Here is a 21,508-nt window from a genome sequence, read left to right on the forward strand (position 1 = left end):
TCACTCCGGGTCGTCACAACGACCTACCGCTAGGCGAAAGCTCATCCCCACCTCTGCAACCACAACCACCAGCCGCCAACGGCGGAAGCCGATGGCCTCCACCGGCACCGCCCTTCTTCTAATGACCGCTCTGCTGGCGCCGATGACCGCCAGCGCCCAGACCCCCGCCGAGCTCGAGCAGTCCCCCCTCGAGTCGCTGCGCGGCTTCCGCAGCAACGAACCGTTTCTGACCGCCGACGGGGTCGAGGCGATCAACACCAGCAACGGCAACCTCAACCTTTCGGTGCCCTTGGGTCAGGAGTATTCGGTGGGGCCACTTCTCAAATATCGCCTGGCCGCCACCTACAACTCCGACAACTGGAACCACGTCGTCTTGGACTGCCCGACGTCTCAGAACTGCGGCACCTACAAGCCGGTGACCTTCGCCGTCCCCAACCCGCAGAGCAACGCCGGCCTGGGCTGGGAGGTGCACTTTGGCAAGCTCTACGCGCCCGATCCGCCGGCCCAGGCCGAGTGGTACGAGAAGGACGCCTGGCCCAATCCCACCGATGGCCAAGCGGACCAGCTCAGCCGCTGGCTCTACGTTTCTCCCAGCGGCGCCTCGCATCATCTCTATCGTCTCGAGGGCCGGCCGGGCATCGCCGGCGGCGTGCGCTACTCGAAGGACGGCAGTCAGCTGCGCATGGTGCCGATCTCCGCCAGCACCATGGAAGTGCAGCATCCGGACGGCGTGGTCTCGGTGTTTCGCAAGACCACGGCCTGGGCCGGAACGCTGCTCTGCGGCCGTGCCGGCATGACCTGCTGGCGCTTTCACGAGATGCGCGATCCCTACGGCAACTGGGTGCGAGTCACCTACTCCGGCAGCGGCGCCGTCGAGACCTGGACCATCACCGATCGGGTAGGACGCCTGCACACCATCAACTTCGCCATCGATGACGCCTCGGTGGGCCGCGGCGACGCCATCGGCAACCAGGTGCGCACCCTCGAAGGCGACGAGATCGGCGACCTGCGCCGGGTGGTGACGGACGTCAATCTGGCGGCCTTCGGCGGCCAGACCGCGACCTACAACTTCCACTACGACTACCCGCGCATCAGCCGCGGCTGCCCCAACAACACCGACGAGGACGGCAACATCCTGGGGCCGGACAACCACCGCATTCGAGTGCCGATGCTCAGCGCCATCGACTTTCCCGAAGGCCAGGGCTTCGAGTTCGACTCCTACACGCCGTCGGCCCTCGGCTGCAGCAAGCTCAGCGGCAAGGTCCACACCATGATCACGCCGAGCCAGGGCAAGACCGGCTATCGCTACGGCAACTGGTCCTTCCCCACCCGCTGCTCCTACCTGCGTCCGATCCCGGAGCCCGCCGTGCCGGAGCCCTTTCATCAAAACCGCTTCGGAATCCTCAGCAAGATCGCCTACGGCGAGGACGGCGTCACCCAGGAGGGCCGCTGGGAGTATCGCGACTACCTGGTGGGCTCGCCGCAGCCGGCGGGTCTCGATTGCCAGCGCTACGACTACCGCCGCACCGAGGTCAAAGAGCCGGTGATCGACGGCCGCTTCACCCGCCAAGTCTTCTACAACAATCTCTACGAGGGTCCGCTCGATCCGGTAGCAACGACTCCCATCGACCAGCCCCAGGTGACCGACTCGGGCCTGCCCTTCCGCAAGGACGCCCGCATCGGCACCAGCCCCGACAACTATCGCTTCCTGTCGCAGGAAACCCTCGCCTGCGTCCCCAACGGCTCCTGCGGCAAGGTGCGCTCGAAGTACGTCCGTTACGAGATGGAGTTCCGCCAGGAGTGTGAGCGTAGCCGGCTGCTGCAGGAGCCCGCCTCTTGCTATGCCGCCAACCCGGTGCTCGCCGCCGAGCGCACCGTCTTCCATGACGACGGCGGTCGCTACATCGAGCGCCAGACGCTGGAAATCGACGGTGTCGGCAATGCCCGGGTCGACATCGTGCGCGACAACTTCGAAGGCGTCCAGCACAGCATCAAGACCTCGACCACCCACGAGGTGACCGGTCAGCGATTCACCGCCAACCCCACCACCGGCTACTTCGATCTCGGCATTCCCTCGACCTTCATGCCCGGAGTGTCCGACCGCTGGATTCTCACCGACTACAGCCGGCAAGAAGTCAAAGCGCGGACCAACGGCGTCGACGGACCGGCCTACGTCACCCTCTACCAGTTCAACGACCAAGGGTCGCTGACCTGCACCCGCCGACTGCTCAACCCCGCCGGCGTGGGCCCCAAGGACCTGGTCACCAAGCTCCACGTCGATCCCGCCACCGGACTGGTGACGCGGGAAACGGTCGCCGGCGGCGACCAGGGAGGATTGGGAACCAGCCTGTGCTCGGTGAACGGCTCGGCCGCCGCCGGTACCCGCTTCGAAACCCACCACGAGCACTCCCATTTCGCCCTCTCGGAGAGCTTCGTCCCGGGCTATCCCCACAGCTATGAAGCGCGCATCGACCGCAACACCGGTCTGCCCAACCGCCTCTACGACCCGACGGGCCAGTGGGTCGACCTCGAGTTCGATCGCCTCGGCCGCGTCGTCGAGATCGAACCGAGCCCGAACCTGCGGCAAGCCTGGACCTCGGTGGATTACCTCAACCCCGCCGGCCAGACGGCGAGCGTCGAAGTCCAGTTGCGGGCTCCCGGAAGTACCGCCGTCCTCGACGAAGTGACGCAGGACTTCGACCATCGCGGCAGGCTGGTCCGGGAGATCCTCCGTCGCCCCACCGGCTCAACCAGCTGGGGTCTCTCCGAGCGGCGCTTCGAGTTCGACGTGCTGAGCCGCATGACCCGGGAGACCACCCTGCAAGCCTCCGGCGCGGTCGACCGCGACTGGGCGACCCTCTACCAGGACTTCGATGCCTTCGGCCGCGCCCGCCGCATCGTGCGACCGGACCTCACCGTCGAGGATGTCGAGTACCGAGGCGTGCGCGAAGTGCTGCGCTCCTACGACGTTCGCACCTCCGAAACCGCCTTCACGCGCAAAACGGACTCCGTCGTCTACAACGCCCAGGGCCAGGAGATCCGATCCTCGAACCCGCTCTTCCGCACCGCCAGCCGCTACGACATGAACGGCAAGCGTTGGGAGATCCGGCGTACCGACCTGGTATCGCCGGGAAGCCCGACCCAGGTGCGCCACTTCGGTTGGGACAACCGCGGCTTGCTGCAATGGGAAGACTTCCCCGAGGTCGGAACGAACGGCTTGAACGGACGCGTCACCTACGTGCGGGACGCCCTCGGCAACCCGCGCTCGAGGCACGACGGTCAGCACCTCCTGACCTACCACTACGACACAGGCGGACGCCTCCTCGAGACCCGCGAAGGTGGCCTAGTGATCACCTCTCAGACCTGGGGTACCGGCACCGGCCTGGCGGACCTGAGCCGCGGCAAGATCAAGACCGCGGCGCGCTACAACTACCCGCCGCGCGACATCGAGCCGTTCCAGTTCGTCGAGACCTACACCTACGGTGGGCGCCTCGGCGCGATGAGCCATAAGCGGCTACAGCTCCGGTTCCCGAACCGGCCGACGAGCGATCCGACCCGCTTCGGCGCCACCTTCGACCAGACCTGGAGCTATGACGCAACCGGCCGCCGCACCGGCATCGGCTATCCGCGATGCGTGACGACACCGCAGACCGGCCAGCAATACTGCAACGATGCCGGCGACCTGCAGGGCCCGACCCACGACGTTTCGCTCACCTATGCCGCCGGCGAGGCGACGGCGGTGAGCTCCACCTCGGGGGTGTCGGCGAGCTATCTCTACCACCCCAACCTGCAACTCTCCCAGGCAGACTACGGCAATCGCTCCTACACCACCTTCGGGCAAGGTACCCGGGGCTTGGTGCGAGCCGATCGCATTCGCACCTACCAAGGAGACCTGCAGCCCGGCACCAGCCGCAGTCTGCTGTTCGACAGCGGCCAGTTCCTTTACGACGGCGCCGGCAATCCGTGGGCCATCGGCAGCGATCGCTACACCTACGATCTCGCCGGTCGCCTGCTCTCGGGCACGGTCCTGAAAGCCGGCCCGACGCGCCGGGAGGACTACACCTACGACGCCTTCGACAATCTGTTGACGGTGCGCCGCGACAGCGGCGCCCTGACCCGCTTCAACGTCGACGGCAACAACCGGGTGCGCGGCTTCGGCGGTCTGATCGACTCCCACTACGACGGCGCCGGCAACCTGATCCAGAAAGGCCTCGGCAGCCCGCCGGCCCAGGAGATCGAGTACGACGCCCTCAACATGCAGTCCGCCTTCCGGCTGACGGACTCGGCCGGAACCCACGAGTCGATCTACCTCTACGGGCCCGGCAACTACCGCGTGATGGTCTTCGAGGGCGACACCGGCCGGCGCTACTGGAACCTGCGGGACAGCAACGGCAAGACCCTCCGGCGCCTCTCGGTGGTCGGTTGGGGCCCCTACCAGGGCCCGACCTCACCGGGCGAGCAGTGGGTTCACGAGCAAGACCTCGTCCATGGACCGGACGGCCTGTTCGCCACCATCGGCACCGGCTCGGTGGCGCGCTACTTCCACCGTGACCACCTCGGCTCGACCCGCCTCAACACCAACGGCGTCGGCCTGCGCACCTACGAAGCGGCCTTCTACCCCTACGGCGACGAGATCAAGCTCTTCGGTGCCGGCCCCGGCGAGCGCGACTCGAAGTTCACCGGCCACGAGCGCGACCTCCACGGCCGCAGCGACTACATGCTCGGGCGCTACTACCATGTGCCTTTCAAGCGCTTCACCTCCGTCGACCCGGCGCGGGATGGCTGGAATCTTTATGGGTACGTCAAGGGCAATCCGGTCAAGTATGTCGACCCCGATGGGAGAGAGACCTCCCTAGCCATGGCCCTTGAGCGTGACATTCGGGCGCTCCAGAGCGGCGAGATCACCACCCAGGAGTACCAAAACAACATCGAAGCCCGAGCGGCTGGAGGGGCCGCCGGATTGGTGGTAGTCGTCGCAGGAAAGGTCGTTGCGGGGGCTGTGGCAGGCTCGGGAATAAGGGCGGCAGTGAGAGGCTTCAGAGCAAGGATTGCAAGGGCTTTCTCGCGAGGAACCAAGAAGACTGACGTCCCCAAACCCTCCCTAAATTCTGAGCAGGCCAAGAATCTTGCAAGGTTCAACAAGAAGCTCCCCCGAGGAGCAGAGAAGACTACTGTTCGGGACCTTCCCGGCGGCGGCAAGGCATTTAAGGCAGAAGTGCCAGGGCGAGTTCCAGGCTCAAAGGCCGTATACGAGAAGCAGATCAATGCCGCCGGTGAGACCGTCGGATTCACCAAGACAACCTTGGATCCTGCCGGAAAGATTGTTCATATCAAAGACAAACTGACAGGATTGGTAAGCCAATGAGCGATACGCTTGATCGCAAATCCGTACTTGAAGACCTTCTGGCTCTCCGACGACCCTTGGCTGCTGTAGAAGCCAAGCTGCGTCGGTTCGATTGGGATTGCAAGGAGCCGTTGGTGAGTCTTGGCTCGGTGGCTGTCGAATCGGTTCTGACTTCGTTCGTGACTGGAAATCTGACTCCCAACGAAGTAGAGAACTGGGCAAACGCCATTGAAAGCAGGGACGATATTGATACCCCTGATCAAAAGGCCCTTGAAATCTTGCACTCCCTTGCAAACCCTGCTCTCGAGGGTTCTCTCAGTGTCAGTAAAGCCACCAGGATGATCCGAGACTTAAAGAGAAGGATCTAGAAAGAATCCGGTCGCGGCGGGGTGAGCTCCACCCACGCCGCGACCTCGTGTTTCAGGCCCTCGTTGTCCTTCCAGGTGCTCTTCTCCACCTGATCGAGGGCCTGCCACATCATCTCGCGGCCCTCGGCGTCACCCAGGCAGTCGCGGGCGTAGCCCCAACCCCACAGCGATTCGGTACGGCTGAAGTCGCCCTCCCGGCGTTCGGCGTCGAAGGCCCGATGAGCAGCCTCGAGCAGGTCCGCCGCCTCGCGACAGCGGCCGGCGCGACTCAGGGCATGGCCCAAGGTCATGCGCGGGTAGGCCAGGTCGATGGAGTCGGCGGCGAAGGAGCGCTCGGCGATGACCAGGGAGCGCTCGAAATGGTCGATGGCGACCGCCAGGTCCTCTCGCCGCCGGGCGACGTGGCCGAGCCCGGCGTGGATGATCGCCAGCACCATGTGGTCGTCCGCGAGCAGCACATCCTGCATCGCCAAGGCTTCGCGGTAGTGGCCCTCGGCGAGGTCGTCCTGGTGGCGCAGGGTGTAGGAGCTGGCGAGATCCGTGAGGGTCCACATCATCTGCTCGTGGGCATCGCCGTAGACCCGTTTCTGGCGCTCGAGGAGGGCGCGCAGCTTGGCCGGCTCCTCGGCAGCCTGCGCCGGATCGAGAGTGGATTCGACGTGAAAGAGCAAGCGCTGCACTTCGAAGATCTGCGGATGCAGCTCGCCATGGGCCAGCGTCAGCCGGTCGACGGCCTGCGCCAGCTGCCCCCGGGCGACTTCGAACTGGCCGCGCTTGAAGGCCGCGCTGCCGAGCTCGAAGGCGACCAAACCGGCGAGCCCGGGGGCCAGCGAGGAGCTTCGGCCGCTGGCGGCGAGCAGGGAGCGCAGCTCGGCCTCGCCCGCATCGAGCTTTCCTCGCGCCATCAAGGCTCGCCCGAGGAGGACCCGCCCCTCGTCCACCATCGCTTGGTGACTCTTCGAGTCGGCGAGCAGATCGAGGGCCCGGCGGGCCTGCTGCTCGGCGGCCTCGAAGTGGGACTCCGCGAAGTCGAGTCGCGACAGCAAGAGAAGGTTCTCCGCCCGGGTGACGGGGGTACCGGCCGTCTCACGCCAGGTCTGCGACTGCTCCAAGAAGGAGCGCGCTTCGGGAAAAGCGGAGAGCTCCAGGTAGGCCTTGCCGATCGCCGAGGCGACGGCGGACTGGACTCCCGGGTCGTCGATGGTGCGCTGCTCGAAGGTCGCGGCGCCGCGATCGAGGAGCTCACGGGCATTGAGGTGGCGGCCCTGGTGGACCGCCGGCTCGGCACCTTCGAACAGCCCGCTCAGGAAGACCGTCACCTCCTGGGCGGTCCCGGCGGTGCGCCGAGCATGGGCCTCCTGGGCGCGCAGGCGACTCGAGCTGAGCACCAAGCTGACGACCATCGCGGTGGCCACCGCGACGATCGCGACCCCCGCCGCCACCCCCAGCCGATGGCGACCCACGAAACGGCGCAGCACATAGCCGACGCTCGGAGCGCGCGCCAGGATGGGCAGCCCCGAACGGAAGCGATCGATCTCGTCTGCCAGGGCCTGAGCTGACCGGAAACGACGCTCGGGATCGACCTCGAGGGCGGTGAGGATGATGGTGTCGAGGTCGCCTCGCAGGGCGCCAGCGGGAATGGCACCCTCCGCCGCGCCCCGGGCGGCGCTGCTCGGCGCCGGCAGCGCCAGGTCACCGGCGACCAGGCGGGCCACCGTCTCGTCCCCGAGGTCGTTCAAGATGTAGGGCAGACGGCCGGTCACCAACTGGTAGAGCAAGAGGCCCAGCGAGTAGACATCGCTGGCGGTCGACACCTCGCGCCCCTGGAGCTGCTCGGGGCTGGCGAACTGCGGCGTCATCGGCCCACGGGTGACGGTCAGCCGGGTCCAGTCGCGGCGGCCTCCGGCGAGCACCCGGGCGATGCCGAAGTCGAGCAGCTTGGGCTGCCCGTCGGCGGTCACCAGAACATTGCTCGGCTTGAGATCGCGATGGACCACCAGGTTGCGATGGGCGAAGGCCACCCCGCTCGCCACCTTCTGGAGCAAGACCAGACGTTCGTCGAGGGTGGGTCGGTGGCGCTCGCACCACTGGTCGAGGGGGAGACCGTCGACTCGCTCCAGCACCAGGTAGGGCAATCCGCTGGCCGTCGAGCCGGCGTCCTCGAGACGGGCGATGTGGGAATGATCGAGGCGCGCCAGAACCTGGCATTCGCGGCGAAAGCGCTCGATCGCCTCATCCGTCAGCAAGGCGTGCTGGAGGACCTTGATCGCCACCCGCCGCTCGTAGCGCTGGTCGACGCGCTCCGCCTCGAAGACCACGCCGCTGCCGCCGGCGCCGAGCAGCGGACCGATGCGCCAGTGGTCCAGTCGATCTCCCTCCTGGAGCGGTGGCGAGCTCGCCGAAGCCAGCTCGGCGACGCGCTCCAGCAGCTCCGCCCCCTCGGCCTCGCCGCGCAGCAGCGCTTCGACCTCGGGCCGCAGCGTCGAATCGTCGCGGGTCAGCTCGAGCAGCCGGTCGTGGCGCTCCTCCGCCGCCACCTCCAACACCTCCGAAAAGATGCGATCGATGGTTCGCCAGCGTTCGAGATTCACGCCGGCTCGCCTCCGCCACCTTCGAGCAGAAAGCGGCCGAGCCAGGCGCGGGCCGAGCGCCATTCGCGATCGATGGTGGCTTTCGAGGTGCCGAGGGTTTCGGCCGCTTCGCCGACGGTCATGCCGCCGAACACCCGCAGCTCGACGACCCGCGCCTTGCGGGAATCGAGTGCCTCGAGACGATCGAGGGCGCGGTCGAGATCGAGGATTTCGACCTCCGAAGGCAGGGCCTTGGAGAGATCGGTGCGCAGGGTCACCCGGCGGCGCTGAGCGCCACCGCGCTTTTCGACCTTGTGAGCGCGAGCACTGTCGACCAGAACCTGTCGCATCACCCGCGACGCGATGCCGAGGAAAACGGCTCGGCTCGGCCAGCGGTGCCCATTGGCCGCCAGCCGCAGGTAGGCCTCGTGGACCAACGCCGTCGGCTGAAGGGTGTGGTCCTTGCGCTCGCCCCGCAAATGACGGTTGGCGATCTTGCGCAGCTCGCCATGGGCTTCGGCGAACAGCTCATCGGACGCTCGCGGCGGGGATTCGCTGCTCGTTACGGGATCTCGCCGACGGTCAGCCACAACCGAATCTTAGACCAGCCATTGAAGCGATTCGGCAGGGCCTGAACACCATGACATTGAATAGCCAATCGATATTGGCTATTCTAGCTCGATGAAGACAGCCACCTTGACTGAAACCAAAAATGGACTCAGCTCACTGATCGATCAGGTCCGCCAAGGGGAAGAGATTCTGATTCTCGATCGCGGCCGGCCGGTGGCTCGCCTGATCTCGGCCGTGACCGACGATTCGTCCTCATCGCAGGGTCGAATCGAACGCCTCGAACGGCTGGGGGTCCTGCGGCGCCCGAGCTCTCCGAACGCCCGGGGGGCAGCTCCCAAAGCCCGATCCCAGGCCAGGCGAGGAGGGAGCATCTTGCAAGCACTGCTCGACGAGCGCAGCAGCACCCGATGAGGTTCTGGGACAGCTCTGCCCTGGTTCCCCTCCTGGTGGAAGAAGAAACCACCGCCTCACTCGATCGGCTGGCTTCGGACGGCCGCGAGATCGCCGTGTGGTGGGGCTCCGAGATCGAGTGTGCTTCGGCGATCGCCCGCCTCGAGCGATCCCAGGACCTGACTACCTCGGATTGTCAGGCGGTCTTCGAGTATCTCGAGGAGCTCTCGAAGAGCTGGTACCAGATCGATCCGATCAACGCTGTGAAGTCCGCCGCCCGACGCTTCTTGCGAGTTCACGACCTTCGAGCAGCGGACTCGCTGCAACTGGCAGCGGCGCTCGCGGCAGCAGAAGGACAACCGCCTAGCCTCGAATTCGTTTGCCTCGACGAGCGGCTCGTCACCGCCGCCCGCCGGGAGGGCTTCCGGGTCATCGACCGACAGCGGCTCCAACCGGCCTCCTCGGAGTCCTGACTCTTCGGACCTTCAGCGGTCGTCCAGAAATGAAGCCGGGCCGCAGGCAAGGGAACCCGCCAACGACTTGGCCCGGCCTCCTCAACGGTGAGAGGTCTTGGGTTGCCGAAGGTGCGGAGCATCCGTCGGTGCCGCGACCAAGCCGTCCTTGAAGTGCTGAGGCACGTTCAATCCTAGAAGCCACCGGCTTGGAAGACGCAGAAGAGCTGATTGGTCGCCAAGCAGTCGGCACAGGTGAACTGCGATCCTCCGCAGTAGACCCGATCGGTTCCCGTACTGCAGTTGCCAGTGGTGCTCGTGCATTCCAAGTAAGGCAGAGGATCGGAAGGACCGCCGCACAGAATCCACGCCGAGCAACCCCAGGCGGCATCTTCGAATCCCGCCTGCTCTCCGAACGTAAGCGACTCCTTGGCATTCTCAGCGTCGCCCCCTGCCGGCAAGGCATCCGAAGACGGCCCCTCTTCCACCTCGGCGATCGGCAGTGGAGCCCCCGCCTCGAGCTGATTGCCGAGAGAAGCTTCGGAGGCGAAAGACGAAACGGCAACGGCGAGACCGGAAAGGAGCAGTAGGGCCAGGAGGATATTTCTCTTATTTTTCATATAGTGATTATATCATGTAATTTTAATATGCGGATATGATTCGAGCCATTGTGGTCACAAACAATGTATGCATACTGAGCAATGAAGCTATTTGATGATTCTAGGCAAGGAGGTGCCATGTCCTGTGATCGCCCCCGACTCCGCCATTGCTTGGTCTTCGCGTCGACCGCCTGGGTCCTGCTGCTCTCCGCCGAGGTTCTGCTCGCCCACGGCACCATCCACACGCCACCGAGCCGGATCTACCAATGCCGATTCGCCGACAACCCGGAGAACCCCCAGGATCCCGCCTGCGCCGCTGCCGTGGCGCTGGCCGGTAGCCCGCAGTTTCTCTACGACTGGACCGCGGTGCTGCAGGCAAACGCCAATGGTCAGCATCAGCAGGTGGTGCCCGATGGCGAGCTGTGCAGCGGCGGCGGCTCGGACTATGCCGGTCTGGACCTGCCACGCAACGATTGGCGCACCACCGCCATCTCGCCTCGGCCCGACGGCACCTTCGAGTTCATCTACCGCGCCACCGCCCCCCACTCGACCCTCGACATGATCTTTTTCATCACCCGGCCGGGATGGAATCCGCTCGCGCCGCTGACCTGGGAAGACCTCGACCTCATCGACGAGCCCGGCAACCCCGCCGACCCGGTGGATCCGTTCTGTCACCTGCTCGGCGCCACCCTCGAGGACATCGACGGCGTCGGCGAGGCCTACCGTATGGTCTGCCCGCTGCCGCCGCGCAGCGGACGCCATGTGATCTTCCACGTCTGGCAACGGGACGACAGCCCAGAGGCTTTCTACGCCTGTGTCGACGTCGAGCTGAGCACCGCGGGGCCGATCTTCGACAGTGGATTCGAGACCGGCAACACCTCCGAGTGGTCGACGACGACGCCGTGACGGAGCACCAATCCGGCTTGACAAGCCGGACCCTCTCTGCATAATTGACCGGCCGGCCAGTTAGCACTGCCTAGATATTGATCGGCCGGCCAGTTTAGTCTCGACATTCCCAGCCTGAAGAACCCCATGCCTGCCACCAAACGCGATCCGGAAGCCACCCGCACCGCCATTCTCGATGCCGCCGAGGCGGTCTTCGTGGAAAAGGGCTTCGCCGACTCCGCCACCTCCGTCATCGCCAAGAACGCCAAGGTGACGAAGAGCCTGATCCACCACCACTTCGGCTCCAAAGAGGCCCTTTGGACGGAGGTCAAGGCGCGCCGCTTCTCGCGCTACGCCGAGCAACAGCTCGAAATGATCGCCAGCTCCGGGCCGAGCGCTCAACTGCTCGAGCAGTCCCTCGAGCTCTACTTCCGGTTTCTGCAGGACAACCCCGAGCTGGTGCGCCTGATGCTGTGGATGCACCTCGAGCGCGATCAGGCCTCGGGGGCCCAGTTCCAGGAGATGTCGCAGTCCGGCGTGCGCGCCATCGAGGCCTCCCAAGAGGCCGGCGAGCTGCGCGCCGACATCTCTGCCGACTCCATCCTGTTTGTCTTCCTGGCGGTCTCGGAGCACTGGTTCCAGGCCCGCGATCCCTACTTGCGGTCGCTCTGCTGCGAGCCCGCCGGCACCGCCGACGACGACCGCTACCTCGCCGATGTCTTGAAGATCTTCTTCGAGGGTGTGGTCCCCCGCCCTCCCGCCTGACTCTTTGGATCGAGGATTTGCCCCGATGAAACTGCGTCTTTTGGTGCCCTTCACCGTTCTCGCCATCGCCGTCGTCGCTGCCATCTTCCTGTCCAACCCGCCAGCGGTGCCGGCCCGCACCCTCGGTCCCGATAGTGGCGTCACCCGCGTTCGGGTCGCGCCGGTGGAAGCGACCGAGAGCCGCCGGGCGATTCATCTCTCGGGCACCACCCGCGCCGAGCGCCGCGCCCGAGTCGCCTTCGAAACCGCCGGCCGGTTGCTCGAGCGCCGCGTCGACCTGGGGGACCGCTTCTCCCGTGGCGACCTGCTGGCGCGACTCGACCCGGCACCCTTCGACCTCGCGGTGCGCGCCGCCGAAGCCTCCCTGACGGAGGCCGACGAGCGGCTGGCCCAGCTGCGGCGGGACCGCACTCGTAGCGAAGAGCTGGTCGCCGCCGGCGCCGCCACCCGTGAAGAACTCGAGCAGGTGACCGCCTCGTCGGCGTCCCTCGAGGCCAGCCGTGCCGCTGCCGAAGCGCGCCTCGACGAGGCCCGTCGGCAGCAGCGCGAGGCGGTGCTGCGGGCCCCCTTCACGGGCATCGTGAGCCAGGTGGAGATCGAGCCCGGCGAGCGCGCCGTTCCCGGCCGGACGGTGCTCGAGCTGAGCGGCGACGGCGCCATCGAGCTCGAAGCCGAAGCCCCCGAGACCCTGTTGCCGCATCTGCTGCCGGACACCGACGTCGCCGTCGAGCTGCCGCTGCAGCGACGCCGGGTGGAGGGCCGGGTGACCTCCGTCGGCACGGCGAGCAACGCCAGCGGCCTGTTCCCGGTGCGCGTCTCCATGGCGGCGGCTCCCGGAGTGCTGCCGGGGGTTACCGCCGAGCTGATCGTCGAAGCGGCGTCGCCGGAGGCCCTGACCGTTCCCCTGGCGGCGGTGATCGACCCCAGCGGCGGCAACCCCTCCCTGTTCCGGGTCCGCGGTGAGACGGCCGAGCGCATCACCCTCGAGGTCGACGGCCTGATCGCGGATCGCGCCGTCATCGTCGCCTCGCAGCCGCCGCTCGCCGCCGGCGATGTGGTGATCATCGCCGGCCAGGCGACGCTGCGGGCTGGCGAAGCCGTCGAGGTGGCCGGCACCGCGCAGGCCGAGGTGATGCCGTGAGCCTGCTCGGCGACCTGCTCTCCCGGCGTCGGATGATCCTGACGTCGGTGTCCCTCCTGGCCCTCGCCGGTGCCCTCGCCTGGATGACCATGCCGCGCCAGGAGGATCCCGAGATGGATGCCTTCTGGGCCCAGATCGTGGTGCCCTTCCCGGGCGCCGACGCCCTCACTGTCGAGCGGCTGGTGGTCGAGCCCCTCGAGGAGAGACTCGCCGAAGTCGACGACTTGGCCTTGATCGAGTCCTTCGCGCGGGCCGAGATCGCCATCTTCGAGCTCGAGCTGGCGGGCTCCGTCGACGACATCGAGCAGGCCTGGGACGACACCCGTGAGGTGCTCGCCGAGGCCCGCCGCGACTTTCCCGATGGCGTTCTCGAGCCGAGCTTCGACGACGACACCACGGACCAGGAGTCGATCGTGCTGGCCCTCACCGGGAGTACCGACCGGCAAGCCCTCGCCGACGCCGCCGAGGTGCTGAAGGAATCCCTGATCGATCTCGACCTGGTGAGCCGGGCGGTGATCGTCGGCGACCCGGAAGAGCAGGTCACGGTCGAGCTCGACGACGCCGCCGCCAAGCGCCTCGGCCTGACCCCCCGCGACCTCGCCCACCAGCTCCGCCTGCGCAACGACATCCTCTCCGGTGGCACGCTGCGCGTCGGCAGCCAGCAGCTCACCCTGCGTCCGCACAGCGACTTTCGCAGCATCGAGGAAATCGCCGCCACCCCTGTCGTGCTGCCCTCCGGTGCCGCCGTGCCCCTCTCGGAGGTCGCCCGGGTGCGCTTCAGCCCCCGCGAGCCGACCCCCAACCGCATGCGCTTCAACGGCCTGACGGCGGTGGGCGTGGGGGTGGTACCGCGCTCGAAGATCAACGTCGTCGATTTTGGCAACGCGGTGCGCCAGCGGATCGAGGAGATTCGCCCGAAGGTCGCGCCGCTCGAAATCCACGAGGCGATTTTCCAGCCGGACCGGGTGGACTGGCGCATCTCCGACCTCAGCCGCTCCCTGATGCTCTCCATGCTGATCGTCGCCAGCTTCCTGATCGGTGCCATGGGCACCCGACTGGGAGCAGTGGTGACGGCCATCGTGCCGCTGGTGGTGTTTTCTTCCCTCGCCCTCTACGCCCTCGGCGGCGGCCAGCTCCATCAGATCTCGATCGCCGCCCTGGTCATCGCCCTCGGCATGCTGGTGGACAACGCCATTGTGGTGGCGGAGAACGTCCAAGACCGCCTCGACCGCGGCGAGCCGGCCTCGGTGGCGGCACCGGCGGCGGTACGCTCCCTCGCCCTGCCCCTGGCCGGCGCCACCGGCACCACCCTGGCGGCCTTCGTCCCAATGCTGTCGGCGACCGGCCCGACGGCGATGTTCACCCGCGCCATTCCGCAGCTCGTCATGCTGACCCTGGCGATGAGCTATCTCTACGCCGTGCTGGTGACGCCGATGCTGTCCCAGATGCTGCTCAAGCAGCGCCAGGTGGAGACGCCGCGCTGGCTGCAGCGCCTCGCCCAGGGCCTCGGCAACACCGCCGTGCGCTATCCCTGGCGGGTGGTGATCCTGGCCATCGTGGTGGTTGGCCTGTCCTTCTACTCAAGCCGCTGGGTCGGCCAGCAGTTCTTCCCGGACTCGGACCGCAACCAGTTCATCGTCGACCTCAAGCTGCCCGAGGGCAGCCACCTGAGCGCCACCGATGACATCACCCATCGCTTCGAGCGTGCTCTGCTGGACCGTCCGGAGGTGACCTCGATCACCAGCCTGGCGGGTCGTAGCGGACCGCGGTTCTACTACAACCTGCCGCGCATACCGCTGGCCCCCAATTTCTCCCAGTTGGTGGTCGAGACGCGCACCCTGCAGGACGTCGAGATCCTGCTCGACTGGAGTCGCGGCTTCGTGCGCCAGGAGATGCCCGGAGTCGAGATCGCCGCCCGCAAGCTCGAGCAGGGACCGCCGGTGAAGGCGCCCATCGAGGTGCGCATCTTCGGCGAAGGTCTGCGCGACCTGGAGGCCGCCACCGGCGAGATCGTCGCCGCCCTGCGTCGCCTCGACGGCACCGTCGACGTACGCCACGACCTCTCCCTCGGCTCACCGACCCTCGACGTCACCATCGACGATGCAGCCGCCGGCCGCCGCGGCATCAGCCGTACGGACATCGCCCAGACCCTCTTCGGGCGCACCCGCGGCCTACCCGCCGGCCAGTACCGCGCCGGCGACGATCCTGTGCCCATCGTGCTGCGCTCCTCGGCCGGCGAAGACTTCAGCGTCGACAGCCTCGACGGCATCCAGGTGCCGACCGTCGACGGCAACTCCGTCCCCTTGGCCCAGGTGGCCGCCGTCGACCTCGAATGGCGACCGGCAGCGATCTACCACCGCAACGGCCGGCGCATCGTCTCGGTGACCTCACAGCTCACCCAGGGCACGTCCTTCAATCAGGTGCTGGCGGAGCTGCGGCCCCAGCTCGCGGCCCTCGAGCTGCCGGCCGGCGTCGAGTGGACCCTCGGCGGTGAAGGCGAAGGCTCCGGCGACGCCAACGCCGCCCTGCTGCGCATGGCTCCCCTCGGTTTGCTGCTGCTGATCGGCATCCTGCTCGCCGAGTTCAACTCCTTCCGCCGCGTCGGCATCATCCTGGTGACGGTGCCACTGGCCGCCGCCGGCGTCATTCCCGGCCTGCTGATCGGTAATCAGCCCTTCGGCTTCACCTCGCTCCTCGGGCTCATCGCCCTGGTCGGCATCGTGGTCAACAACGCCATCGTGCTGATCGACGTGGTCGAGAAACGGCGACGCGAGGGCGCCACCATCACCGCCGCCCTGGCATCCGCCGTCGAACGCCGCACACGGCCGATCTTGCTGACCACCGGCACCACCATCGTCGGCCTGCTGCCGCTGGCCTTCTCCGCCACTTCGCTTTGGCCGCCGCTGTCCTGGGCCATGATCTCGGGGCTGCTCGCCTCGACATTTCTCACCCTGCTGGTGGTGCCGGCCCTCTACACGCTGCTCTTCACCCGCCTGCCGGGGCAGCGGGCCACCACCGACGGGGCCACCGATTCGCCCACCGGCGGCACCCCCGCGGGAGCGGCCGCCGCCACCGCCGGCGCCCTCCTGCTCGTGCTGATTGCACCGTGGGCGCACGGCCAAGAATCCGGCCAGGAAGTCACCCTCGACCAGGCCATGACCCTCGCCCTCGATCGGCCCGGGGCCGAAGCGGCCTTCCGCCAGGCCGCCGCCGCCGGCTGGAGTGCCGAGGCGGAGCGCCGCGAGGGGTGGCTGCCGCTGGTCGAAGTGTCGGCGGCCGCCATCACCCGCAATCGCGACCTCGACCTCGAAACGCCGATCGGCAGCTTCGCCTTCGGCGCCGCCGACAGCGAGACCGCCCAGCTCCTGCTGCGCCAGCCGCTGCTCGATCTGCGCCAGCGGCGCCACTTGACACCGGCGGCCCAAGCCTTCGCCGCCTCGGTGGCGCACGACTCTCGCCGCATCGGCCAGCGGGTGGTGGCGCAGGCGGCCCTGGCCTTCGTCGACGCCCGCGAGGTGGCGGCTCGTCAGGCCGTCACGGAGGCCTTCATCGCCAGTCTCGAGCAGCGCCGGGAGGAGACCGCGGCGCGGGTCGACAAGGGCCGCGCTCTGCGCTCGGATCTCCTCAAGGTCGAGCTCGCCCTCGCCGAGGCTGAGCAGGACCGCCTCGCCCTCGCCGAGCAGGCGCGGGTGGCCTCCTACCGGCTGGGTCAGGCGATCAACCACGAGGGTCCGGCGACGGCGGACTGGAAAGCTCCCCCGGAGCTGCCGCCGGCGCCCACCTTCGAGTCCCTCTACGATCCCGCCCTGGCGCTGCGGCCGGACTACCTGACCTACCTCGAGCAGGAGAAGAGCGCCGCCCGCAGCGCCTCGGCGGTGCGCGCCGAGATCCTGCCCCGGCTCGAGGTCTACGGGCGCTGGAGTTGGGACAGCGGCAGCCCCTTCGAGCCCAAGGATCAGATCGAGGGCGGCCTGCAGCTACGCTGGACGCCCTTCGACCGCGCCACCCGCGGCCCACGCCGGATCTCGGCCGAGAATCGTCTGGGAGCGATCTCGGCGGAAAAGATCGAGGCCCAGCGGGTGGTCGATGTCGAGCTGCGCGAAGCCCTGGCGACCATCCGCATCGCCGAAGGCGCCGAAGCGACCTCCCTCACCGGTGTCGGTCAGGCGGAAGAGACACTGCGCGTCGAGCGCCAACGCCAGGCCGCCGGCCGCTCCACCACCAATGACCTCCTCGCCGCCGAAGCGGCGCTGCGCGAACAGCGCACCAATCTCGAGCTGGCACGCCTCGACCGAGTACGGGGCTGGGTGCTGTTGGGGCTGGCGGTGGGAGATCCGGGGATGGTGGTCCAGGAGGGGGAGATCCGTCCGCCGGAGGATGCCACGAAGGCTGATCCTGGCCCACTCGAAGGGCGAGCCAGGATCCAGGAAAGGTCGATCCCCTAACCGGCCGCCACGCCGAAGGACACGGCCGTCGTATCCCAGCGCAGCACTACCGCGCCGTCCTCGATGACGAACTCCATCGTCTCGACGGCGTCACCCTTGCCGGGCTTGACCTCGACTCGCAGGGCGTCCTCGCTCTCGGCGTAGTCGTAGCCGCCCCACTGCTCGGCCTTCTTGTTGAAGATCAGGGTCCAGGAGTCCGCCCCGGGAATCGTGAACAGGGAGTAGGTGCCCGCTGGAATGGCCTGGCCTTCGACCTTGGCGTCGCCGCCGAAGGTCACCGTGGTGGCCTCATCGGCGCCGGTGCGCCAGAGCTTGCCGAAGGGCACCAAGGCGCCGAAGATCTCGCGTCCCTTGACCTGCGGCCGGCCGTAGGAAACCGCCACCGACACCCCGTCGATGGTGCCCGAGACCGCGCCGTTCTTGCTCTTGCGGTTGGTGTCGTCGCCACGCTCGGCCAACGCCGGAACCGCCAGTAGCAATAGAACAGCCAGGGCGCACACGGCCTTCAAAGTCTTGCGATGGGTCATTTTCGCCTCCTGATGTTTCGTTGGATGAATCACGCGCTGCGCGCTACGAAGATCCTGTCGCACCGATTCTAGCCCGGCCTTCTCACGAGCTTTCCGCTGCGAGTCCATATGTCCCGGAATCTGCTGCGTTATCCGTCGCCTGCTCTCCTCGCAGTACGGCGAGTACGGCGGCGGCGTGGCAGCGACGGATGCCTTGCATCTTCAAGAACCCAAGGCCTCTCGCGAGGAATCCTCATGAGAAGGCCGGGCTAGCCATTTTCCGCCTTGGGCTTCGGGATGGATCGCTTGAGACGCGAGCCGACGGGGCAAATCTTCGGCATAGATCGCCAGTCCGCCGATGAAGACCGGAGTGGATAATTAGATAAAATTAATGTATATTCGAAGTTGATGGTTTATTGCTTTTACCTTGCCTGTGAGTTGCCACCCGACGCGGCCGAGGCCCCGCCCGCCCGTCGCTTCCGTTGGAGAGACGAACCGCCATGAAACCCGCCAGCCTGCTGCTCGCCAGCCTCTTCCTGACCGCCCCGGTCCACGCTCAAATGGGTCCCGCCCCCCATGCTGTCTTCCCCTCTGCCAAGGTCGACGATGGCCGCTTTCTCGGCTTCACCTGCGAGCCCAGCGACTCCGGCAAACGCAGCACCAGTCTGTTCATCACCGTGCGCGGCTCCCAACCCGACTTCACCCTCAGTCTGTTCGACGGCGAGACCGGTGGCAGCGATGGCGGCGGCCTCGCCCACTGGGACGCCGGCGACCGCGCCCTGCGCTTCAGCCTGTTCGCCGACCCGCTGGCCGAGGGCTCGACCAATCCGGCAAACCTGATCGCCCAGTGGAACGGCAACGCTCCCAATCCCCTCGCCGGCAGCCACTGGCGTGGCTCCGCCACCACCATGCCCGACAACGACTGGTGGTCCGCCACCATCCTCAACTCGCCGCTGGCGGAAACCGCCGGGGGCCCGTTTCAGTATCACCTGGTGATCGCCCTCGAGGGCAGCTGTGCCGGCGGCGAGGCCCTCGAAAGCAATGTCAAGGTCGCCGTTTCCCGGGGCGCGGCCTTCCGACTCCGAGACTTCGCCCTGGTCGCCGCCCTGCGGGATACCTTCAACGACTCGGCCATTCTCTACCCCGGTCTCGACATCCTGAGCAGTGACCCACGGCGCTTCGTCGACGCCCCCACCACCTACGACGGGACCCTGTCCTTCTTTGTCGAGGTCCCACCACGCAGCACCAGCTTGAAGATCTTCGATGGCGACATCGACCGCGGAACCAGCAACGATGCCTTGATCGGCCTGCCGAGCAACGTCACGCTACCGGCCTGCTCCGACAGCGACGATCTCGACACCCCGGGCGACTACAGCGGCTTCCCCTTCTTGCCCACCGGCGACGGAGAGACCGCCATCGGGGCCGGCTCACCGCGGGACGACAGTCGCCTCGACCTCTTCCGCCGGGGCGAGCCGGGGGATCCGGACCGGCGCGGCTGTGTGCGCTACGAGCTGATCGATCCCCTGGGCAACGTCTACCGCAACGACAATCCCTCGGGCAACGGCGAGTGGGAGCAGTTCCGCATCATCAGCACCCTCGATCCCGATGCCGGCAACGCTCAGCGCGCCGACATCATCGCCCCCATGGATACCCTTCCGGCAGGCACCTGGAGGGTGCGTCTGGTCGGCCTCGACCTCTCGAATCTGACCTTCTGGCACGCTTCGGCCTGCTCGGCGCAACAGGACCCGGGGAGCGGAGCTCTCAGCGCCGCCTGTCCGAAAAGCCAGCGCTGAGAGCAGGCGGCACCGCCCGTCCCGTTCCGGACCCCGAATCGGGGTCCGGAGCCTTGACGGCCCTTCCCTACCTACCATAAGGTAGGGAAATGGAGACGAAGACTGCGCTCCTCGACTCGGCCGAGAAGCTCGCTCGCATGCGCGGCTACGATGCCTTCAGCTATGCCGACCTGGCCCGCGAGGTCGGCATTCGCAAGGCCAGTATTCATCACCACTTCCCGAGCAAAGCGGACCTCGCATTAGCCTTGGTGAAACGCTACCGGAGCCGCTTCGCGCAAGCCCTCGAGGGAATCGCGCAGCGTCACCGGACGGCGGGCCGCCGCCTCACCGAGTACTTCGAGGTCTACCGCCAGGCACTCTCCGGCGGCCAGACGGTCTGTCTCTGTGTCGCCTTCAGTGCCGGACGCAATAGTCTGAGTACAGAGGTGTTGGCCGAGCTCGCGGCTTTCGACAGGGCCAGCAGGGACTGGCTCGCGGAGATCTTCCGCCTCGGTCGTTACGATGGCTCGATCGCCAACGTCGGCGATCCCAGGGCGGAAGCGGCGGCCTGCCTGGCCCTCGCCGAGGGTGCCCAGCTCCAGGCCTGTTCATCCGAAGACGTGGAGCGCTTCGATGCCGCCATCCAGCAGATGCTCGGACGGCTGCGCTAAAAAATTTCCATCGAAAACCTACCAACTAGAAGGGAGACAGCTATGGATTTCTCTGGCAAGACGGCCATCATCACCGGAGGCGGATCCGGCATCGGCAAGGAAGTCGCTCGGCAGCTGGTTCAGCGCGGTGCCCGCGTGGTGATCAACGGGCGCAACGGCGACAAGCTTGAGGCGGCCCGTCGCGAGATCGACCCAACCGGCGAGGGCGTCCACGCCGTCACCGGCGACATTGCCCGGCCGCAGACCGCTCGCGCCCTGGTACGGGCCGCCGAGGAACACTTCGGCGGCGTCGACATTCTGATCAACAACGCCGGGGTTTTCGAGCCCAAGCCCTTCCTCGACCTGAGCGAAGAGGACTACGACCGCTTCCTTGACATCATCTTGAAGGGCAAGTTCTTCATGGCTCAGGAAGCGGCCCGGGCGATGCAGCGGCGCGGTGGCGGCGTGATCGTCCATACCGGCTCGATGTGGGCGCTGCAGGCGGTCGGAGCGACCCCGTCATCGGCCTACTCGGCGGCCAATGCCGGCGTCCATCAATTGGTCAAGAACCTCGCTATCGAGCTGGCCTCGGAGAACATCCGCATCAATGCGGTAGCTCCGGCCGTGGTCGAGACGCCGGTCTACAACACCTTCATGAGCGACGAGGAGGTGGCGGCGACGCTGCCGACCTTCGACGCCTTCCACCCCCTGGGCCGCAACGGCCAGCCGATCGACGTCGCCGAAGCCATCCTGTTCCTGGCCTCGGATCGCGCGCCCTGGATCACCGGCACGGTGCTGCCGGTCGACGGCGGCGTGATGGCCGGCCGCTAGCAGGCTGCTGAAAAAGCCGCGTTGCGGCTTTTTCAGCGCCTGCTGGCTGTTTCAGGGGGGCTAAAGGCGCCCCCCTCAGCCGCACGCACATGTCGTGCGCCTTCACCCCAATCCAGGGCGGCCCCGTCCTCGGCGGCTTTGCCGCCGCCTCGCCCCTCGGGCTCGGAAGCTCTTGAAGACCAAAGATGCTCCCAGTCAAGAGTTTTTCAGCAGCCTGCTA

Annotated in this window: 15 protein-coding genes; 11 read left to right on the forward strand and 4 right to left on the reverse strand. The window is 67.0% G+C overall.

Going from position 1 to position 21,508, the window contains the following annotated elements:
• The first annotated feature begins 91 nt into the window (after positions 1-91).
• Entirely contained in the window at positions 92-5,365 is a 5,274-nt protein-coding gene (locus AAF604_12000; protein MEM7050378.1) for an RHS repeat-associated core domain-containing protein, read from the forward strand.
• Entirely contained in the window at positions 5,362-5,712 is a 351-nt protein-coding gene (locus AAF604_12005) for a hypothetical protein (GenBank protein ID MEM7050379.1), read from the forward strand. Before AAF604_12000 ends, AAF604_12005 begins: the two co-directional genes overlap by 4 nt.
• On the opposite strand, the gene AAF604_12010 is transcribed toward AAF604_12005, so the two are convergent.
• Positions 5,709-8,303, reverse strand: coding sequence for a protein kinase (locus AAF604_12010; GenBank protein ID MEM7050380.1), 2,595 nt, complete (start codon positions 8,301-8,303; stop codon positions 5,709-5,711). The two genes, AAF604_12005 and AAF604_12010, sit on opposite strands and share 4 nt — an antisense overlap.
• Positions 8,300-8,872, reverse strand: coding sequence for an ECF-type sigma factor (locus tag AAF604_12015; GenBank protein MEM7050381.1), 573 nt, complete (start codon positions 8,870-8,872; stop codon positions 8,300-8,302). The genes AAF604_12010 and AAF604_12015 overlap by 4 nt, the downstream gene beginning before the upstream one ends.
• 91 nt (positions 8,873-8,963) lie before the next feature.
• Between AAF604_12015 and AAF604_12020 the strand changes: the two genes are divergently transcribed.
• Positions 8,964-9,263 carry a type II toxin-antitoxin system Phd/YefM family antitoxin gene (locus AAF604_12020; protein MEM7050382.1) on the forward strand — a complete coding sequence of 100 codons (300 nt, stop codon included), beginning with the start codon at positions 8,964-8,966 and terminating at the stop codon, positions 9,261-9,263.
• Complete coding sequence (locus AAF604_12025; GenBank protein ID MEM7050383.1) at positions 9,260-9,715, forward strand: type II toxin-antitoxin system VapC family toxin; 456 nt, start codon at positions 9,260-9,262, stop codon at positions 9,713-9,715. Before AAF604_12020 ends, AAF604_12025 begins: the two co-directional genes overlap by 4 nt.
• Before the next feature lie 173 nt (positions 9,716-9,888).
• Here the strand turns inward: AAF604_12025 and AAF604_12030 are convergent, their stop codons facing one another.
• Positions 9,889-10,314 (reverse strand): hypothetical protein, encoded by a 426-nt coding sequence (locus tag AAF604_12030; GenBank protein MEM7050384.1) that lies wholly within the window; start codon positions 10,312-10,314, stop codon positions 9,889-9,891.
• A 117-nt stretch (positions 10,315-10,431) separates the two neighbouring features.
• On the opposite strand from AAF604_12030, the gene AAF604_12035 reads away from it, so the two are divergent.
• The 4 genes from AAF604_12035 (at position 10,432) to AAF604_12050 (ending at position 17,529) form a co-directional block, all read left to right on the forward strand.
• Positions 10,432-11,199, forward strand: a complete 768-nt coding sequence (locus AAF604_12035; protein MEM7050385.1) for a lytic polysaccharide monooxygenase auxiliary activity family 9 protein — start codon at positions 10,432-10,434, stop codon at positions 11,197-11,199.
• Between the two features lie 126 nt (positions 11,200-11,325).
• Positions 11,326-11,943, forward strand: coding sequence for a TetR/AcrR family transcriptional regulator (locus AAF604_12040; GenBank protein MEM7050386.1), 618 nt, complete (start codon positions 11,326-11,328; stop codon positions 11,941-11,943).
• A gap of 25 nt (positions 11,944-11,968) precedes the next feature.
• Positions 11,969-13,084, forward strand: coding sequence for an efflux RND transporter periplasmic adaptor subunit (locus tag AAF604_12045; protein ID MEM7050387.1), 1,116 nt, complete (start codon positions 11,969-11,971; stop codon positions 13,082-13,084).
• Positions 13,081-17,529: an efflux RND transporter permease subunit gene (locus AAF604_12050; protein ID MEM7050388.1), complete on the forward strand. Its 4,449-nt coding sequence runs from the start codon at positions 13,081-13,083 to the stop codon at positions 17,527-17,529. The genes AAF604_12045 and AAF604_12050 overlap by 4 nt, the downstream gene beginning before the upstream one ends.
• Here AAF604_12050 and AAF604_12055 read toward each other — a convergent pair.
• The gene (locus AAF604_12055; GenBank protein ID MEM7050389.1) at positions 17,526-18,056 is read right to left on the reverse strand and encodes a DUF2911 domain-containing protein; all 531 of its coding nucleotides are present in this window, start codon (positions 18,054-18,056) and stop codon (positions 17,526-17,528) included. The genes AAF604_12050 and AAF604_12055 overlap by 4 nt on opposite strands.
• 479 nt (positions 18,057-18,535) lie before the next feature.
• On the opposite strand from AAF604_12055, the gene AAF604_12060 reads away from it, so the two are divergent.
• The 3 genes from AAF604_12060 (at position 18,536) to AAF604_12070 (ending at position 21,288) form a co-directional block, all read left to right on the forward strand.
• The gene (locus AAF604_12060) at positions 18,536-19,828 is read left to right on the forward strand and encodes a hypothetical protein (GenBank protein ID MEM7050390.1); all 1,293 of its coding nucleotides are present in this window, start codon (positions 18,536-18,538) and stop codon (positions 19,826-19,828) included.
• A gap of 89 nt (positions 19,829-19,917) precedes the next feature.
• Positions 19,918-20,478 carry a TetR/AcrR family transcriptional regulator gene (locus AAF604_12065; protein MEM7050391.1) on the forward strand — a complete coding sequence of 187 codons (561 nt, stop codon included), beginning with the start codon at positions 19,918-19,920 and terminating at the stop codon, positions 20,476-20,478.
• Between the two features lie 42 nt (positions 20,479-20,520).
• Entirely contained in the window at positions 20,521-21,288 is a 768-nt protein-coding gene (locus AAF604_12070; GenBank protein ID MEM7050392.1) for a glucose 1-dehydrogenase, read from the forward strand.
• Positions 21,289-21,508: the final 220 nt, after the last annotated feature.

Source organism: Acidobacteriota bacterium (genome assembly GCA_039028635.1).
Classification (GTDB): domain Bacteria; phylum Acidobacteriota; class Thermoanaerobaculia; order Multivoradales; family JBCCEF01; genus JBCCEF01.

Bases quoted from the DNA above. Each gene is read 5' to 3' on its own strand.
- AAF604_12025 (MEM7050383.1), top strand. From the start codon at position 9,260: ATGAGGTTCTGGGACAGCTCTGCCCTGGTTCCCCTCCTGGTGGAAGAA.
- AAF604_12060 (MEM7050390.1), top strand. From the start codon at position 18,536: ATGAAACCCGCCAGCCTGCTGCTCGCCAGCCTCTTCCTGACCGCCCCG.
- AAF604_12020 (MEM7050382.1), top strand. From the start codon at position 8,964: ATGAAGACAGCCACCTTGACTGAAACCAAAAATGGACTCAGCTCACTG.
- AAF604_12000 (MEM7050378.1), top strand. From the start codon at position 92: ATGGCCTCCACCGGCACCGCCCTTCTTCTAATGACCGCTCTGCTGGCG.
- AAF604_12055 (MEM7050389.1), bottom strand. From the start codon at position 18,056: ATGACCCATCGCAAGACTTTGAAGGCCGTGTGCGCCCTGGCTGTTCTA.
- AAF604_12030 (MEM7050384.1), bottom strand. From the start codon at position 10,314: ATGAAAAATAAGAGAAATATCCTCCTGGCCCTACTGCTCCTTTCCGGT.
- AAF604_12035 (MEM7050385.1), top strand. From the start codon at position 10,432: ATGTCCTGTGATCGCCCCCGACTCCGCCATTGCTTGGTCTTCGCGTCG.
- AAF604_12070 (MEM7050392.1), top strand. From the start codon at position 20,521: ATGGATTTCTCTGGCAAGACGGCCATCATCACCGGAGGCGGATCCGGC.
- AAF604_12005 (MEM7050379.1), top strand. From the start codon at position 5,362: ATGAGCGATACGCTTGATCGCAAATCCGTACTTGAAGACCTTCTGGCT.
- AAF604_12040 (MEM7050386.1), top strand. From the start codon at position 11,326: ATGCCTGCCACCAAACGCGATCCGGAAGCCACCCGCACCGCCATTCTC.
- AAF604_12065 (MEM7050391.1), top strand. From the start codon at position 19,918: ATGGAGACGAAGACTGCGCTCCTCGACTCGGCCGAGAAGCTCGCTCGC.
- AAF604_12045 (MEM7050387.1), top strand. From the start codon at position 11,969: ATGAAACTGCGTCTTTTGGTGCCCTTCACCGTTCTCGCCATCGCCGTC.